Annotated in this window: 12 protein-coding genes; 6 read left to right on the plus strand and 6 right to left on the minus strand. The window is 70.7% G+C overall.

Annotation, left to right across the window (positions count from 1 at the left end; genetic code table 11):
- Positions 1–85: 85 nt before the first annotated feature.
- Positions 86–4,432 carry a ricin-type beta-trefoil lectin domain protein gene (locus BM076_RS15580; protein WP_177246457.1) on the plus strand — a complete coding sequence of 1,449 codons (4,347 nt, stop codon included), beginning with the start codon at positions 86–88 and terminating at the stop codon, positions 4,430–4,432.
- Between the two features lie 102 nt (positions 4,433–4,534).
- On the opposite strand, the gene BM076_RS15585 is transcribed toward BM076_RS15580, so the two are convergent.
- The 5 genes from BM076_RS15585 to BM076_RS15605 form a co-directional block, all read right to left on the minus strand.
- Entirely contained in the window at positions 4,535–5,680 is a 1,146-nt protein-coding gene (locus BM076_RS15585; RefSeq protein ID WP_265737095.1) for a DUF3103 family protein, read from the minus strand.
- Between the two features lie 268 nt (positions 5,681–5,948).
- Positions 5,949–6,185, minus strand: coding sequence for a hypothetical protein (locus tag BM076_RS15590; protein ID WP_093714135.1), 237 nt, complete (start codon positions 6,183–6,185; stop codon positions 5,949–5,951).
- Between the two features lie 136 nt (positions 6,186–6,321).
- Entirely contained in the window at positions 6,322–7,272 is a 951-nt protein-coding gene (locus BM076_RS15595) for an SDR family oxidoreductase (protein WP_093714136.1), read from the minus strand.
- Positions 7,269–8,276, minus strand: coding sequence for an alpha/beta fold hydrolase (locus tag BM076_RS15600; protein ID WP_093714137.1), 1,008 nt, complete (start codon positions 8,274–8,276; stop codon positions 7,269–7,271). The genes BM076_RS15595 and BM076_RS15600 overlap by 4 nt, the downstream gene beginning before the upstream one ends.
- Positions 8,273–9,784 carry a flavin-containing monooxygenase gene (locus BM076_RS15605; protein WP_093714138.1) on the minus strand — a complete coding sequence of 504 codons (1,512 nt, stop codon included), beginning with the start codon at positions 9,782–9,784 and terminating at the stop codon, positions 8,273–8,275. The genes BM076_RS15600 and BM076_RS15605 overlap by 4 nt, the downstream gene beginning before the upstream one ends.
- A gap of 315 nt (positions 9,785–10,099) precedes the next feature.
- Here BM076_RS15605 and BM076_RS15610 point away from each other — a divergent pair, with 315 nt between their 5' ends.
- The 5 genes from BM076_RS15610 to BM076_RS15630 all read left to right on the plus strand — a co-directional run bounded on the left by BM076_RS15610 (position 10,100) and on the right by BM076_RS15630 (position 14,193).
- Positions 10,100–11,083: a MerR family transcriptional regulator gene (locus BM076_RS15610; RefSeq protein WP_407640660.1), complete on the plus strand. Its 984-nt coding sequence runs from the start codon at positions 10,100–10,102 to the stop codon at positions 11,081–11,083.
- A gap of 135 nt (positions 11,084–11,218) precedes the next feature.
- On the plus strand, positions 11,219–11,428 hold the full coding sequence (locus BM076_RS15615; RefSeq protein ID WP_093714308.1) for a DUF2630 family protein: 210 nt from the start codon (positions 11,219–11,221) through the stop codon (positions 11,426–11,428).
- Positions 11,425–11,730: a GNAT family N-acetyltransferase gene (locus BM076_RS15620; protein WP_093714139.1), complete on the plus strand. Its 306-nt coding sequence runs from the start codon at positions 11,425–11,427 to the stop codon at positions 11,728–11,730. Before BM076_RS15615 ends, BM076_RS15620 begins: the two co-directional genes overlap by 4 nt.
- A 352-nt stretch (positions 11,731–12,082) precedes the next feature.
- The gene (locus BM076_RS15625; RefSeq protein WP_322935632.1) at positions 12,083–13,591 is read left to right on the plus strand and encodes a DNA-3-methyladenine glycosylase 2 family protein; all 1,509 of its coding nucleotides are present in this window, start codon (positions 12,083–12,085) and stop codon (positions 13,589–13,591) included.
- The gene (locus BM076_RS15630) at positions 13,588–14,193 is read left to right on the plus strand and encodes a methylated-DNA--[protein]-cysteine S-methyltransferase (RefSeq protein WP_093714140.1); all 606 of its coding nucleotides are present in this window, start codon (positions 13,588–13,590) and stop codon (positions 14,191–14,193) included. The genes BM076_RS15625 and BM076_RS15630 overlap by 4 nt, the downstream gene beginning before the upstream one ends.
- Positions 14,194–14,225: 32 nt before the next feature.
- Here BM076_RS15630 and BM076_RS15635 read toward each other — a convergent pair whose 3' ends face one another.
- Entirely contained in the window at positions 14,226–16,982 is a 2,757-nt protein-coding gene (locus BM076_RS15635; RefSeq protein WP_093714141.1) for a YfhO family protein, read from the minus strand.
- Positions 16,983–17,014: the final 32 nt, after the last annotated feature.

Raw genomic sequence — 17,014 nt, forward strand, 5'->3', positions numbered from 1 at the left:
CACACTGGTCAGCGCGCTCGTCCTGACCTTGGCCGGCCCGGCCCGGGCTGACGACGTACTGCCGTACGACCCGCCGGACGGCGGCGTGCCCGCGCCGCTGACTCCGGGCGGCCCCGAACAGGCCGCGCAGCAGAAGGCGGCGCAAACCGGACAACCGGTGGTCGTGGACGAATTGACCACCGAGACGGACCAGACCATCGCGGAACCGGACGGCAGCTTCTCGGTGCGGTCGTACATCAAGCCGGTTCGGGTGCACAAGAACGACGGCTGGACACCTCTCGACGCGACGCTCACGCAGAACGTTGACGGCACTTTCTCAACAGCCGCCACTCCCAATGGGGTCACCCTCTCCGGCGGCGGCAGCGGACCTCTCGCGACGCTGACCGACCATGACGGCCACCTGTTGTCGTACCGCTTCCCCGTTGACCTTCCCGTTCCCGACGTCACCGCGGATACGGCCCTCTACCGGGATGTACTGCCGGGCGTCGATCTCCAGGCATCGGTCACCGATCAGGGCGGATTCCGCGAAGTCCTGATCGTCAACGACGCCACCGCGGCTGCCAATCCGATCCTCCGCACGCTGAAACTGAGCACCGTCGCCCAGGGACTCACACTGTCCGCGGACGACGCGGGAAATCTGGATGCCACGACGGCCGACGGCAGCCTCGCCTACGCCAGTCCCACCCCACTGATGTGGGACTCCAGTACGCAGAACTCGTCCGCGTCCACCGGAACCCCGGCCCGTGCGGGAACCAGGACCGCCACGGTCGAGGACACCGGAACCGATTCCGTGTCCTCCGCCGACGGGCCCGGGCCGGGGGCACAGGTCCAACCCGTCGACGTGGCCGCCGGACCGGATGCGGTGACGCTCACACCGGATGCGGGGCTGCTGACCGGGCAGTCGACGACATACCCGGTCTTCATCGATCCCTATACGAATCCCACATCCAGCCATACGAGCCACTACACCGAAGTCGCCGAGGGCTGTCCGAACGCACAGCTCTACGACGACCCCCAGGACAACGGTGAGGGCGTCGGCTATCAGCAGTACGCCTCCAACTGCTTCGGGCTCGAGCGCTCGTACTACACGCTCAACACGAGCAGCCTCGACAGCAAAATGGTGATCAGTTCCGCGACCCTCTACCTCACCGAGACCTACGGTGCGGACCACGGCTGCTCCAACACCTGGCCGGTCACCCTCAAGGAAACCGACACCATCGGCGGAAGCACCGACTGGAATCACCAGCCCGGGGTCCATTCGACGATCGGAACGAAAGACGTCAAGAGCGCCGCGTCCGGATGCGGCAACCAGGACCTCAACTTCGACGTAACGAACCAGATGAAGGCCATCGCCAAGAACGACACGAACACGTGGACGTTCGGTCTGATCGGCGACGAGGACAAGACTTCCACGAATTACGGCTTCATGCGGTTCTCGACCAATCCGCAGGTCATCACCAAGTTCGACGTGCCACCGAACGCACCCACCGATCTGTCGACCACGCCCGACACCATGAATCCGTCCGGTCCGGCATGCGTCACGCACAATCCCGGCTGGATCGGCAGAACGAGCAACAACGGCGCGAACAGCAACATCAACTTCGACGCCACGGTCAGCACGCAGATGCAGAACTTCAATGTGCGAGCCCGTTTCATGGTCACCGACGCACAGACAGCAGATTCGTCCGGTGATCCGACGACCACGACTACGCCCTACACCGGTTACGTCTCGTCGGGCGGCACCGTCCACGCCAACATCGGATTCCAGGTGAAGGACGGTCACCGGTATCTGTGGGCTGCCCAGGCAAACGACGGAACGCTCTCCGGGCCCTGGGTTTCCAACTGCCAGTTCAACGTCGACCTCACACCGCCCACGCCGGCCAAGTTCACCGATTCCGTGGCCTTCCCGCCGCTGGGGAGCAGCACCGCCCCCACCAAGCACGCCGGCGACACCAACCTGACCATCCAGGTGACCAGCACTGATCCCACTCCGACGGGCTGCACGATCGGCACCTGCCTCAAGAGCGGTATCCGTCGGTTCGAGTACTCCATGGACAAGCCGATTCCGCCGACGGGAGCCGCTTCCATCAGTGTCACCCCGGACAGCAGCGGCAAGGCGACGGCGAACATTCCGATCAGTGTGACGGCACAGCAGTGGGGCACTCACACGCTGTACGTCCAGGCCGTCGACGGTGCCGAGAACGCCCGTCCGGCAACCTACGCCTTCTACGCGCCATGGAATCCCAGCACTCCCGTGCTGCCGGGCGATGTGAACGGCGATGGTGTCCCGGACCTGATCACGCCGGCGGCGGACGGAAATCTGTACATGACCCGGGGTAATACCGACACCGCCGCGGCCCCCGAACTCATCTCCTCGGCTGCCCAGAGTCCCGATCATTCCAGCTGGAACAATTTCCAGATCACACATCGAGGGAGTACCAATCAGTCGGGCGTGGACGACCTGTTCGCGCTGCGCACTTCCACCACCGACCGTGTGATGTACGTCTACCACAATGACGCCGACATTCCCGGCGGCGGACAACCCGGCCACTTCACCAGCCCGAACGGGCTGACCACCATTCCCACGCCGCCTCCGTGCAATCCGGCGTCCGACTGCACGGGCTACGACCAGTCGTGGAATTCGGTCGGTCAGATCCTCGCTCCGGGTGGTGCCACCGGCCCCAGCAGCCCTCCGAGCCTCATCACCGTGACCGGGACCAGCGGCCTCTGGTTCTATCCGGGAAGTTCGTCAGGTGACTACCACTTGGGGAACGCCGTACGTCTCGGCACCGGCAACTGGTCGCACATGACCCTGGTCGCTCCCGGCACCGTCGGCGGCGCCCCCACTCTGTGGGCCCGGGACGACGACACCGGGGTGCTGCACACCTATCCGCTGAGCTTCGACAGCAACGGTCTGCCCACCTCCCTCCTCACGCGTCCGGCGGACCGACCGCTCGTCTCCGGTGTCGCCGGAGCCGACGGCGGCACGCTGTGCGCCGATGTCACGAGCTCGGACACGACCAAGGGCACAGCCATCCAGATGTTCGGCTGCAACCAGACCACCGCGCAGCGATGGACGATCGGCGCCGACAAGAGCGTACGCGCTCTGGGGAATTGCCTGGACGCCACACAGTCGGGCACGGCCAACGGGACACCGATCCAGCTCTACCCGTGCAATCAGACCGCGGCTCAGGAGTGGACACCCGGTCCTGGCGGAACGCTGAAGAACGCCGGGTCCGGACGGTGCCTCACCGATCCGAGCGGCAGTACCGCGCCGGGCACACAGCTCGTGCTGTGGGACTGCGGCAGCAGTGCCGCGTATCAGAACTGGGGTGCCGGCACCGCGGGTTCGCTGGAGACTCCTGAAGCGCTGCTCCCGCTCAACTTCACCAAGGCGGTCTACCCCACCATCACCTCGCCCGGCGACGTCAACAGCGCGTCGAGCACCGGGTCCTCGGTCAATCCGGACTCCAATCCCGACCTCTATGTCATCAACAACCGTGGGCGCGTCATCGAATTCCCTGGGGCCGCCCCCACGTCCGGCACGGCGCAGTTCGCCGGCTCCGTCGGTCTCGGCTATCTGACCAAGCCGGCTCCGGCCGACACCGCGGGCGACCTGAACGGTGACGGCATCGCCGACCTCCTCGCCATCGACAACACGGGCCACCTGCGCTTCTACCCCGGAAGGAATTCGGGCAGGCCCGAGAACGGACCGACCATCGGCTCCGGATGGGCAGACGCGGACATCAGCCATCACGGCGACTGGACCGGCGACGGCTATGAAGACCTGATCGCCCACCTCCCGAACGACAACACCCACTTGTGGCTCTATCCCGGCGACGGGACAGGCGACTTCGGTACGCGCCACCAGCTCAACCGTCCGGCAGGATCGCCCAGTTCCGACTGGTCGAAGACCACAGCGGTCATTTCCGCCGGGGATGTGAACCTCGATGCCTATCCCGACGTCCTGGCGGTCGAGAACGATCTCCTCTATCTCTTCCCCGGTACCGCGAGCGGTCAGCTCGCGTCCCCGAAGGTCATCGGTACCTCGGGTTGGGCCGGCCTCCAGCTCCTCGCTCCCGGCGATGTCAACGGTGACGGACTGGCCGACCTCTGGACCCGGAACCCCAGTACCGGAGTCGTCAATCAGTATGTGAACGACCCCGCCGATCCGCAGGGCCCCGGGTACCCCCTCGGCAGGGGCAGCAGCCGCATCGCGATCGGTTCCGGATTCAACTCGGCCACTCCCGGAGTGGCTGCGTCCGGTGACGGGAATGGTGACGGTCACCCGGATCTCTGGGCGACATGGACCGCGGACGACCATCTCCACTTCTATGCGGGCACCGGCTATGGCGCGGCGCCGCGCAGCTTCGACGCGTCGGAGGATGCGAGCGGAGGTGGCTGGACGACGGTGATCGACAGCATCGCGTGATGCGGGCACGTCCGTGAAGGACGGAAGGGGGGGCACCCGGGCGTCGTGCCCGGGTGCCCCCTTCGTCGTGTGAGGCCGCGGGTCAGGGTGCCGCGGGGCGGGTCAGAGCTGGGAGACGAAGTACGGGGAGACGGTCATCCAGCCGTTGGCGCGGGCGCCGGTGAGGCGGCCGGTGGAGGACTGGGCGAGGGTGTACCAGGAGTCGACGTAGTCGGCGTCGTTGGTGTACCAGGAGGAGGGGATGGCGGCGAGGATGGCGTCGACGAGGGGGATGTAGGCGCCCTGGTCGGTGATGGTGAGGAGGGCGTCGGCGAGGGCCTTGGCGAGGTCGGCGTAGTTGGTGTCGCCGTCGTCCTCCATCATCACGACGTCGGCGAGGTTGTACTTGTAGTTGGACCAGTTGACCAGGATCTGGTTCGGGTAGTAGGTCGTGTGGTCGTCGTCGAGGTAGGGCATGTCGACGGTGTCGACGCGGACCTTGCCGTCGAGGCCGAAGCCGCTGACGATCGAGAAGATCTCGGCGTCGCCGAGGATCCAGGGCTCCTCGTCGTCGTTGAGGTAGACGGAGTCGACGCGGGTGGTCCAGAAGCCGGCGGTCTGCGGGGCCGCGGCGGCGGGCGCGTCGAGGCCGCGCGCGGTGAACTGCCGGTTCACGGTGGCGAGTCCGGCGGACACCGCCTTGGTGACGTCGATGTCGACGACGTAGACCGGCACGTCCGGCACCGTACGCGAACTGAGCCTGTGGGCACGGCCGTTGCTGTCGTACGCGACCACGGCGGCGGCCTTCTCGTCGGTGCCCGCGGCGGCGACCAGTGGGCTCGCGGCCGAGCGCAGCAGCGAGTCCCGCATCGAGTCGGCGCCGAGCCGCAGCCGCAGCAGCGAACCGGTGTCCGCGGCAAGGCCCTTGGCGCGGACGATGCCGCGGTCGGCGGCGGTGACACGGGAGTTGAGGGCGGCGGGTGCGGCGGCCCGCGCGGTGAGCAAGGCGAGGTCCACCTGGGCGGAGCCGAGGGCGGCGGTACGGACCTGGTCGCGCCAGGCGGGATCGGCGAGCGAGGCCGCGACCGTACGGGCGGTGGCGTCCTCGATACCGCTCACCGAGGCAGCACCAGAAGAACCAGCAGAACCAGAAGAAGGGGAAGTCGCGTGCGCCGCCGGTAAGGCGACGGCCTGGAGCGCGGTGAGCGAGGCGGCGCAGAGCGCGAGGGCGACCGCGCCGCGGCGCGCGGGGGTGAGAGCGAAGTGCACAGGATCCTCCGGAAGGCGTGGGGCCGGAACAGGAGCGAGTTCCATGCGAGCTGTGCGAGGCGTTCTATGCGGGTAGACACAGCGACTCCCAGCAGAATGTCCGTAGCATGCCAAATCCACAAGACCGTTCTCCGGCCACTTCCGGAACACAGGACGACGACGCGGCACAAGCGGCACAACAGGAAAACGGGACAACGGAAAGGGGCACCCCCGAGGGGGTGCCCCTTCCTCACGTCACGTCAGGGTGACGGCCGTCAGGCGACGGGCGTCAGGCCCAGTCGTCCTGGTCGGCGGCGTCGCTCGACTCCTGGCCCAGGCGCTCGCGGGCCTGGTCCTCGAAGTCGGAGCGGCGGTCCTGCTGCCCCTGCTCCTGCTGGGTGCCGCGCTCCATGTCGCGCGCGTCGTCCGCGGACTCAGCCGCCTTGTCACGCTGCTCGCCGGCGGCACCCTTGGCCTTGTCGGCGAACTCGTTGGCCTTGTCCTTGAACTGGTCGAAAGCGCCCATGATTCACTCCTCCTGGAGTTTGTGGGGTTGGGGCCTCGACCAGACTTACACGGGTCGACAAAGTGCGCATCTCGGGGCGAAAAGCCCAGCTCAACAGGGGTTTTCAGGTCACTGAGCGTGACGGTGACGCGATCCGTCAGGAGGCCCCGCCCGAGCCGCCCGCCGACACCCCCGGCACCCCCGCCGCCCTCGCCGTCTCGTCCGCCTCGCCTCCCCGGCCGACGAGCCCGCGCCGCCCGCCGCCGCCCGCCGCGAGCGCCGGTTCGACCCGCCGCATCTGCCGCTGCCCGAGCGGCCCGCCGATGAGCGAGGGCAGATACCCCCGGATCGGCTGCATGCCGCGCAGCCACGCCTGCCCGTAGACATGCGCCGAGCGCCGTACGATCCCGGCGGCGATCCGCTCGACGGCGGGCTCCAGCGGATAGGTGCGGTTGGTCGGCCAGGGCAGCTTGGAGCGCAGGTCGCGCAGCACGGTGTCCTCGTCGGCGCCGCGCACCATGTCGGTGTCGGTCCAGCTCAGGTAGCCGACGCCGACCTTGACGCCCTTGTGCCCGACCTCGCCGCGCAGGCAGTGCGCGAACGCCTCGACACCCGATTTGCTCGCGCAGTACGCGGCCATCAGGGGGGCGGGGGTGAGCGCGGCCAGCGAGGCGATCTGCAGCAGATAGCCGCGCGAGCGCAGCAGCTCGGGCAGGAAGGCGCGCGCGGTGGTGACGCTGCCGAGCAGATTGACGTGGATGACGCGGTCGAACGCCTCGGGGTCGGAGTCGAGGAGCGGGCCGCCGGTGGCGACCCCGGCGTTCGCGACGACGACGTCCACCCGGCCGAAACGGTCCGCCACCTCCCGCGCGACCGCCGCCATCGCCTCCCGGTCGGTGACGTCGGCTGTCCACCAGGCGGCGCGCGGCCCGATCGACTCGGCGACGCCCTTCAGCTCGTCCGGCTCCAGGCCGACCAGGGCAAGCGTCGCGCCGCGCGCGGCGAGCTTGCGCGCGAGCAGCGCGCCCACCCCGCGCGCCGCCCCGGTGACCACCACGACCTGCCCGTCGAGCGACGACGTGCCCGAAGTACCCGTACGGCTGCTCATGCGCTCTTCTCCTCTGTACGTATGTCCATACGTATGTCCGTACGTGCGGCTTCCTCCGATACGCCGGCGCCTTCCTCGGACGCCCCGGCAGCCGCCTGATACGTCGCGGCCAGCGACCGTACGGCCGCCTCCACCGCCGCCGCGTCCTCGATCGGCGTCATGTGGCCGAGGCCCGGCAGCTCGATCAGGTCGACGCAGTCGGGAAGAGCCGCGGCCATGCCGTGCGCGTGCACCGGCGGGGTGAGCTTGTCGGCGGTGCCGACCAGGACGGTGGTGGGCGCGGTGAGCGCGGCCAGTTCCGCGTCGAGGTCGAGCACGGCGAGCACCCGGCCCCATTCGGAGCGCTGCCGGGACCGGCAGGCGTGCACGACCCGGGCGGTGAACGCCGCCTGGTCGCGGGTCGAACCGGGCGCCATCACCCCGTACTTGAGGGCCGCGCGGGACAGCGGCGTGACCGGACCCAGCGGCAGCCGCGACACCAGCAGCTGCCGGTGCACGGCCCGCCGCACGCGCCGGGAGCTGAAGCGCGGCGGCAGCACCCGGGTGCTGCCGAGCAGCCGCCCGCTGCCGGTGCTGGCCAGCAGCACCGCCGCCGTACGGTCGCTGACGGCGGCCCGGCCGGACGCCGCCATGATCGTCATACCGCCCATCGAGTGCCCGACGAGCACGGCTTTCTCACCGCCGTAGGGGCCACCGCCGCCCGGCAGCACGGCGGTCAGCACGGCCTCCAGGTCGTCGGCGAGCTGCCGCGTCCCGTACGAGGAGCGGGCGGCCGGATACGTGCTGCGGCCGTGCCCGCGCTGGTCGTACGCGATCACCCGGAAGTCGGCGGCCAGCCGGCGCACCACCGGCGCCCAGAAGAGCGTGGAGCAGGTCCAGCCGTGCGAGAGGACGATCGGCGGGCCGTCGGCGCGGCCGTACTCCTCGACATGGATGCGGGTGCCGTCCGCGGAGACGACGGACAGCTCGCGGCGCGGGCGTACCGCTTCGTAGGGCACGGTCATGAGACGGCCTCGACCTTCTCGGCCACGGAAGGCCGTTCGCCGGCCGCGGCCAGCACCTCGTACTCCGAGAGCTTCAACTGCCGTGTGGCGCGCCGGAATTCGGCGGTGGTGCCGGGCCAGGCGGTGGTGTTGCGGCCGTTGGCGTCCAGATACCAGCTCTTGCAGCCGCCGGTGTTCCAGACCGTACGCGCGGCGCGCCGCTGCATCTCCTCGTTCCAGGCGGTGACGGCCTCGGGCCTGGCGGTCAGGGCCGCGGCGCCGGTCGCGTCGAGCGTGCGCATGAAGTCGGCGACGTAGTTCAGCGACGACTCGATCATCAGGATCATCGAGCTGTTCCCGAGGCCGGTGTTGGGGCCGATGATGAACAGCAGATTGGGGAAGCCGTCGACGGCGCAGCCGCGCAGCGCCGCCATGCCGTCCTTCCAGTGCTCGGCGAGCGTACGGCCGTCGGCGCCGATCACCCGGTCGCCGATCGGCATGTCCGTGACGTGGAAACCGGTGCCGAAGACGATCGCGTCGACCTCGCGCTCGGTGCCGTCCGCGGTGACGATCGTCGAGCCGCGCACCTCGGTGAGGGCGGAGGTGACGACCTCGGTGTTGGGCTGAGCGAGCGCCGGATAGTAGGTGTTGGACAGCAGGATCCGTTTGCAGCCGATGGTGTAGTCGGGGGTGAGGCGGGCGCGCAGCTCCGGGTCCTTCACCGACCGCTTGAGGTGGTTGGCGGCGATCCGCTCGGCAGCCTTGAGGAGTTTCGGGTGCCGGACGAAGGCGCCGACCTGGAACTCCCTGATCAGCCACAGCAGTCCGCGGCGCGCCTTGGCGGTGGCCGGGACCTTGCCGTGCAGCCAGCGTTCGGCGGTGCTGACGCCGCGGTCGACGCGCGGCATCACCCACGGCGGGGTGCGCTGCACGACGGTCAGGCTCGCGACCTCCGGCTGGATGGCCGGCACGATCTGGATCGCGGACGCGCCCGTGCCGACCATCGCCACGCGCTTGCCCTTGAGGTCGAAGTCGTGGTCCCAGCGCGAGGAGTGGAAGACCCGGCCGGGGAACTCCTCGATCCCGGGGATGTCGGGGATCTTGGGATCGGACAGCGGTCCGGTCGCGGAGACGACGACGTCGGCGGTCAACTCGCCCGCCGCCGTGGTCAGATGCCAGCGGTTCGCGTCGCCGTCCCAACGGGCCTGCCGTACCTCGGCGTTGAACCGCAGATGCGGGCGGAGCCCGAAGGTGTCGGTGACGCGCTCCAGATACGCCCGGATGTGCTCCTGACCCGAAAAGGCGCGCGGCCAGTCGGGGTTGGGGGCGAAGGAGAAGGAGTACAGATGCGACGGTACGTCGCAGGCGCAGCCCGGATAGCTGTTGTCGCGCCAGGTCCCGCCGACCGCGTCGGCGCGCTCCAGGACCACGAAGTCGGTGATCCCCTCGCGCCGCAGCCGCACCGCGGCTCCGAGACCGCCGAACCCGGACCCGATCACCGCCACCCGCACGTGTTCGAGCTCGTCCATGGCACCGCCTTCCCTGTTCCGCACGCATTGTGTACGACCGGCGCCCGCTCCCCCGTCGCCGACCGACTCCCGATCAATCGTGCCAGCAAACACTGGCACGGTTCGGACTGTAGACCATGCCGGGTTACCTCCGGTAGGGGTCGGCACGTATCCGGGGCCGCGATCCGGACGGGCCGGGGCCGTAAACCGGACGTGGCCGAGGCCGCGACCCGGGCGGGTCCGGGGCCGTACGAGTCCGTACGAAGGCCGCCTTCCGCCGGAATACCTGCCCAGGGGCGGGACCGTACGATCGCGCGCACCGCATAGGCTGGCGGCGTGGACGACAGCCAGGTGGACGGCGGGAACGGCGGGGACGACAACGTCGTCGTCGGAGAGCGCGAGTACCGCGTCGAGGAGCTGGCCAAGGCGGCCGGCATCCCCGTCAGGACGCTGCGCTTCTACCGCGAGCGCCGCCTGCTGCCGCCGCCGCGCCGCGACGGCCGGATCGCCTGGTACTCCGAGGCGCACCTCGCGCGGCTGCGCACCATCGGCGGACTGCTGGAGCGCGGCCACACCCTCGGCGGCATCGCCGAGCTGATCGCCGCGTGGGAGAACGGCCGTACCCTCGGCGGCGTCGCCGAACTCCTAGGCCTGGAGGACGCGCTCACCGCGCCCTGGTCGGAGGAGACCCCCGTCCGGCTCACCCCCGAGGAGCTGGCCGACTACTTCGGCGAGGACGTCACCCCGGAGAATCTGACGGCCTCCCTCGACCTCGGCTACATCGGCGTCGACGGCGAGAACGTCGTGCACGTCAGCCGCCGGCTGCTCGACGCGTCCGCCGCGCTGGTCCACGAGGGCGTGCCGCTGGCCGCCGTACTGGAAGCCGGGCGCGAGGTGCGCGGGCACGTCGACGCGCTCGCCGAACTCTTCACGCAGGTCATCCGTACTCATGTGATCGGCGCGATGGACGAGCTGCCGCCCGCCGAGGCGCACCGCATCGCCGAGTCCCTGCAACGCCTGCGGCCGCTGGCCAAGAACATCGTCGACGCGGAGATGGGGCTCGCGATGGAGCGGCGGGTGCGCGTCGAGATCGACGCGTGGCTGCGGCGGCAGGCGGAACGGGCGGACGCCGAAGGCCCTGGGACTTCCGGGGCGCCCGAAGGTCCAGGGACCTCCAAGGCTCCCGAAGGTCCTGGGATTCCCGCAGGCCCCGAGACGTCGGCTGGTCCTGGTGATCCCGGCGGTCCCGGCGATACCGGAGGTCCCGACGGTTCCGGCGACACCGGAGGTCCTGGCGGTCCCGGCGGTTCCGGCGTCTGACCCGTCACATCGCGAGCGCCGCGCCGCGCGACCTGCGAGAGTGGACGTTGAAAGCCGTACCGACCCGGGAGGTGCCCCGTGCAACAGCCCAACGACTCCACGGCAGACCAGGCCATTCTCGGCCGGATCAGCGCGATGGTCGCGGACGAGAAGGCGCTGCGCGAACTGCTCGCCGCAGGCAGCATCGACGGCGCGACGGAGCACGAGCGGCTCGCCGCCCTGGAACGCGAACTCGACCAGTGCTGGGACCTGCTGCGCCAGCGCCGCGCCCTGGTCCGGGCGGGCGAGGACCCGGGCGACGCGAAGGTCAGGCCGTCCTCCACCGTCGAGAACTACCGCTCATGAGCGACGTCACCGTCACCGACGCGCCGGAGCACAAGCGGTACGAGGCCCGGATCGGCGACGACGTCGCCGGCGTCGCCGCGTACATCCGCACCCCCGACATGATCGCCTTCATCCACACCGAGGTGCAGGACGCGTACGAGGGCCGCGGCGTCGGCTCCGCGCTGGCCCGTACCGCCCTGGACGCCGCCCGCGAACAGGGCCTGCGGGTGCTGGCGATCTGCCCGTTCTTCGAGGGCTGGCTGGCCAAGCACCCGGAGTACGCGGATCTGCAGTACGAACCCGCGAGCAAGGTCTCCGACTGAGCGACCGAGGTCAGTACCCCCGGAGGACTCTCCGACCTCGATGTCGGATTTCCGCCAGCACACACCCGTGACGACGGGCGATGCTGGTGGGGTGCTGACCGATACGGACACGAACCCAGTGAGGGACAGGGACGAGGGAACGGCCCCCGCCGAGGACACCGCGCCGGGCACGGGCCCCGCCCCGGACGCCGCGCGCGCCGCGGCACCGAAAACCACCCGCGGCGCTACGGCGCCGAAACCCGCGCGCGCCGCGACACCCGGAACCGCGCAGCTCGCCGCGACACCCGGAACCACCCGCGGCGCTACGGCACCGGAAACCGCGCGGGTCACCGCCCACCGCAGGGACGGCCAGGTGGCCGGCCTGCCGGACTTCGACTCCTGCGTGCACGCCGTCCGCTCGAAGGACGCCCGCTTCGACGGCTGGTTCTTCACCGCGGTGCTGACGACCCGCATCTACTGCCGGCCGAGCTGCCCGGTGGTGCCGCCGAAGGCCGAGAACATGACCTTCTACCCGAGCGCCGCCGCCGCGCAGCAGGCCGGTTTCCGGGCCTGCAAGCGGTGCCGCCCGGACGCCACGCCCGGCTCGCCGCAGTGGAACGAGCGGGCCGACCTCGTGGCCCGCGCGATGCGGCTGATCGCCGACGGCGTCGTGGACCGCGAGGGCGTCCCCGGCCTGGCGGCCCGGCTCGGCTACAGCGCCCGGCAGACCGAACGCCAACTGCTCGCCGAACTGGGCGCGGGACCGCTCGCCCTGGCCCGGGCGCAGCGCGCGCAGACCGCGCGGCTGCTGATCGAGACGAGCGCGCTGCCGATGGGCGAGGTGGCCTTCGCGGCCGGTTTCGCCAGCATCCGCACCTTCAACGACACGGTCCGCGAGGTCTTCGCGCTGTCGCCGACCGAGCTGCGGGCCCGGGTCGCCAAGGGCCGGCCGGCCGCCGGGACCGGCACCCTGTCGCTGCGGCTGCCCTTCCGCCGCCCGCTCACCCCGGACAATCTCTTCGGCCACCTCGCGGCAACCGCGGTGCCGGGCGTCGAGGAGTGGCGGGCGGGCGCGTACCGGCGCACGCTCCGGCTGCCGCACGGCACCGGAATCGTCGCGCTGCGGCCTCAACCCGACCACATCGCCTGCCAGTTGTGGCTGGCCGACTGGCGTGATCTGGCGCAGGCGATCAGCCGCTGCCGGCGGCTGCTCGACCTGGACGCGGACCCGCTGGCGGTGGACGCGCTGCTGTCCGCCGACCCGGTACTGGCGCCGCTGGTCGCCAAGGCGCCGGGGCGGCGGGTGCCGCGGGTCACGGACGGGCCGGAATTCGCGGTGCGCGCCGTCCTCGGGCAGCAGATCTCGACGGCGGCGGCCCGTACGCACGCGGCCCGGCTGGTGGTCGCGCACGGCGAGACCGTCACCGATCCGGCGGGCGGCCTCACCCACCTCTTCCCGTCGCCCGAAGCACTCGCCGGCCTCGATCCGGCGGCGCTGGCGATGCCGCAGACCCGCAGAAACACCCTGGCCGCACTCGTACGGGCGCTGGTGGACGGCGAGTTGGACCTCGACGTCGGCAGCGACTGGGCGCGGGCCCGGGACCGGCTGTCCGCGCTGCCCGGCTTCGGGCCGTGGACGGTCGAGACGATCGCGATGCGGGCGCTCGGCGACCCGGACGCGTTCCTGGCCACCGACCTCGGTGTGCGGTACGCCGCCCGCGATCTCGGGCTGCCCACCACCCCGGCCGCCCTGACGCGGCACTCCGCCGCCTGGTCGCCGTGGCGCGCCTACGCCACCCAGTACCTGTGGGCGACCGGCGACCACCCCATCAACGTCCTGCCCGGCAACACCCCCATGACGGAAGGCACTTCACACTCATGAACACCTCATCGATTCCCGCGGCCTCCGGCACGACGGTCGGCGCGACTCGCAGCACAAACCCCGGTACTAATCCCGGCACGGCTTCCGACACCACCGTCGAGCCGGAGACCGTCCACACGGTCATCGACAGTCCGTGCGGCGAACTCACCCTCGTCGCCCGCGGTGACGCGCTCAGCCACCTCTACATGACCGAGCACCGGCACCGGCCGCCGTTCGAGACCTTCGGGCCGCGCGAGGACGACCGGCCCGTGTTCACCGCCGCGAAGACCCAGCTCGACGCCTACTTCGCGGGCGAACTCACCGAATTCGACCTGCCGTTGTCGGTGTCCGGCACGCCCTTCCAGCAACGCGTCTGGGCGGCGCTGCGCGACATCCCGTACGGCGAGACCCGCTCGTACGGCCAACTCGCCGCGATGCTGGGCAATCCCACCGCCTCCCGCGCGGTGGGCCTGGCCAACGGCCGGAATCCGGTCAGCATCATCGTGCCGTGCCACCGCGTCATCGGTGCCGGCGGCGACCTCACCGGCTACGGCGGCGGCCTGCCGCGCAAGCGCATCCTGCTCGGCCTGGAGCGCGGCGTCTCGCAGCCGACGCTGATGTGACGTGCCCTCAACAGCCGTGCTGGGGCTCAGCTTTAGACCAGCGCGGCGGGCTCCTGCCGTACGGGCTCGGCGCCGCCGTCCTCCTCCGGGCGGCGGCGTCCGCGCCACCAGCCGAGGGCGGCGATCGCGGCGACACCGAGCAGCGAGGCGCCGCCGATCGCCTCGCCCAGGTGCAGCCCGGGCGGGGTGAAGGAGCAGGAGACGGATGTGGCGCCGGCGGTGACCGGCACGGAGATCAGGCCGAGGTAGGAGTGCGCCGGGCGCGACGGGCCGTTGTTCGTCGAGCAGATCCAGCCCTTGATGGCCGGGGCCGCGACGACCGCGTAACCGTGCGCGCCCGCGGGGAGCTTGGCGCTGACGCCGTCGTCCGTCACATGGATGCCGGTGGGCGCGCCGGCGGCGAGCCGGCGCTCGGCGGCGGCGAGCCTGGCCGGATCGAGGCAGCCGACGCCGTTGGTGGAGAGCATGCCGGACTCCACCGCCCGCACGGCGAAGGTGAACCGGCCGCCGTGGCCCGGCACCTTGCCGAGCCGCTGGACGACGGCCCGGTGGGTGGGCATGCGGCCGAGGAAGTCGACCGGCGCGGCTCCCGGCAGCGTCACCCGGCCCTTGAAGTCCGGTGCGGAGAAGTAGACCTGACTGTCCGTCGGGCAGGACGCGGTGATCCGGTAGGTGCTGGACAGCGGCTTGGTCCTGGCGCCGTGGATCCGGTAGCCCTTCGGGGTGGGGTGCTGCAACGCGCCTTCGCTGTCGTGCAGTTGGGTGTCGGGGGTGCGGTAGACGGCGGAGCCGAGCAGCAACTCCTGATTGCGGAAGGGCGAGATGCCGTAGCGTCCGGCGGGCGCGGCGTTCCGCATCGTCACCAGCGGCGGCACCTGCTGCCGGGTGACGGTCGGCGGCACGTCCGGCGGCGGGTTCACATGGTCCTGGTGCGGGTCGGGCAGCGAGTGGACGCGGGCGCCGACCGAGAAGATGACGTCGGTCACCGGATTGTCGAGGCTCTGCAGCGACCGGCCGCGCGAGGTCCAGCCGCCGCCGAGCGCCATCAGCGTCTTGGTCCAGGTGTCGGCGGTGAGGCTGCTGTAGTACTGGGCGCCCTGGCCGTCGACCATCAACGGGTCGTTGCCGACGGTCTGTTCACGTCCGGGGTCGGTGCGGTACGCGGGCCAGCCGTCGGCCTTCTCGACGGCGTCGTGCTCGTACGTCTGCCGCCGGCCCCACTGGCCGTAGTCGTCCATCGTCGTCAACCGCTTCCTGGTCGCCCAGGCGTTGGACATCGCCGACTGGCCGATCTGCGTGCCGATCAGCAGGAGCGCGGCCAGGACGACGGGCAGCGCGGCGACTCCGGTCACGGTCCCGGCCCGCAGACTGCCAAGCCCCTTGCCCTTTTGCGTGGTTGACGGCACGTCCGGACCTGGACCCGTACCGCCGCCCGTACCCGCCTCGCGGTCGGCCGCCCACCGCAGCAGCAACAGGGCGCCGAGCGTGGCCACCAGCCCGATGGCGAGCAGCGGATACGTGCCGTCGCCCGTCACGCCCTCGTCGGCGCCCCAGCGGGTGACGGCCACCAGCGCCGCCATCACACCGGTGGCCCACGCCAGTTGACGCCGTCCGGGCAGGCCGTGCGCGAAGGCGAACCATCCGGCGATCACCATCATGCCGCTGAGGACGAACGTCTCGCGGTACGCGCTGCCGTTGGGTGTGGAGAAGGCGTGCCACAGCAGATGCGTCGGCTTCCACTGGAAGGACGCGGTGACGGCAAGCACGAGCACCGTCCACACCGTACGGGTGCGGCGCGGCACGGCAGGGTGGAAGGGCAGCGCGAAGGCCAGCAGCAGCGCGACAGTGTCGACGTACGTGGACGGCGTCGCGAAACCGTACGTGCCCGGGAGCATCCGGCCGAACAGGTCCGACCACGGCTTGGGCTGGAACTCCTGCACCAGACCGGGATAGGCGAGCTTGGTGCCCTTGAAGATGGTCAGCACCAGCGGCGCGGACAGGCCGATGCCGAGGACGGTGCTGCGCGCGGCCCGGCCGAGCGCCCAAAGCCACTCGCGACGCCCGGGTACGCGGGGGTCGTCGGTCCGCTCGGTCAGCAGCCGGGCGATCAGGACGAGGCCGGCGCCGATCGTCGCCATGTACGCGGTGTAGAAATTCGCGATCCAGCACAACGCGACCACGACGACGCTCAGATACGGCCGCCGCCCGTCCCGCGCCCACTCCGCGACCAGGCACATCAACGGGAAGGCGATCAGGCCGTCGAGCCACATCGGGTTGTACGACGCCTGCATCAGCGTCCAGCCGCACAGCGCGTACGAGGCGCCGAGCGCGCCCGCCGCCCACCAGCGGCCGGGGCGCAGCGCAAGCAGCAGCACGGCCATCGCCGCGGCGGCGGCGGCGATCTTCAGGACGGTGACCGCGTAGACGGCCAGGTCGATCCGGTCGCGCGGGAAGAAGGCGACCAGCAGCGCGAAGGGGCTGGAGACGTACGTGCCGAGGTCCGGCAGGAAGCTGCTGCCGTAACCGGACTGCCAGTTGAGGAACAGCCCGCCGTCGGCGGTTCCGTGCAGCAGGTCCCACAGGTGCGCGTGGTACGGGACGAACTGGTTGCCCAGGTCGTTGACGCTGCGCGTGCGCGAGCCGAAGGGGTAACTGCCGGCGACGGCGTCACCGACGCAGAAGGCGAGGGCCGCGATGCACGCGGCCAGCAGCGCGGCCCGCGTGCGGGCCGCGAGGAGCACCGCCCGCGCCCGCTCGGCCGTACCCGGAGGGACTTGCAGAGGTGCCATCGGTTCCCCCGGTGCGCATGTTCAGTGAAGGT

Source organism: Actinacidiphila alni (assembly GCF_900112845.1).
Taxonomy (GTDB): Bacteria; Actinomycetota; Actinomycetes; order Streptomycetales; family Streptomycetaceae; genus Actinacidiphila; species Actinacidiphila alni.

Excerpts from the sequence above, each read along its gene's own strand:
- BM076_RS15590 (WP_093714135.1), bottom strand. The coding sequence starts at position 6,185 with ATGGGCGCTTTCGACCAGTTCAAGGACAAGGCCAACGAGTTCGCCGAC.
- BM076_RS15595 (WP_093714136.1), bottom strand. The coding sequence starts at position 7,272 with ATGAGCAGCCGTACGGGTACTTCGGGCACGTCGTCGCTCGACGGGCAG.
- BM076_RS15600 (WP_093714137.1), bottom strand. The coding sequence starts at position 8,276 with ATGACCGTGCCCTACGAAGCGGTACGCCCGCGCCGCGAGCTGTCCGTC.
- BM076_RS15605 (WP_093714138.1), bottom strand. The coding sequence starts at position 9,784 with ATGGACGAGCTCGAACACGTGCGGGTGGCGGTGATCGGGTCCGGGTTC.
- BM076_RS15615 (WP_093714308.1), top strand. The coding sequence starts at position 11,219 with ATGGTCGCGGACGAGAAGGCGCTGCGCGAACTGCTCGCCGCAGGCAGC.
- BM076_RS15620 (WP_093714139.1), top strand. The coding sequence starts at position 11,425 with ATGAGCGACGTCACCGTCACCGACGCGCCGGAGCACAAGCGGTACGAG.
- BM076_RS15630 (WP_093714140.1), top strand. The coding sequence starts at position 13,588 with ATGAACACCTCATCGATTCCCGCGGCCTCCGGCACGACGGTCGGCGCG.
- BM076_RS15635 (WP_093714141.1), bottom strand. The coding sequence starts at position 16,982 with ATGGCACCTCTGCAAGTCCCTCCGGGTACGGCCGAGCGGGCGCGGGCG.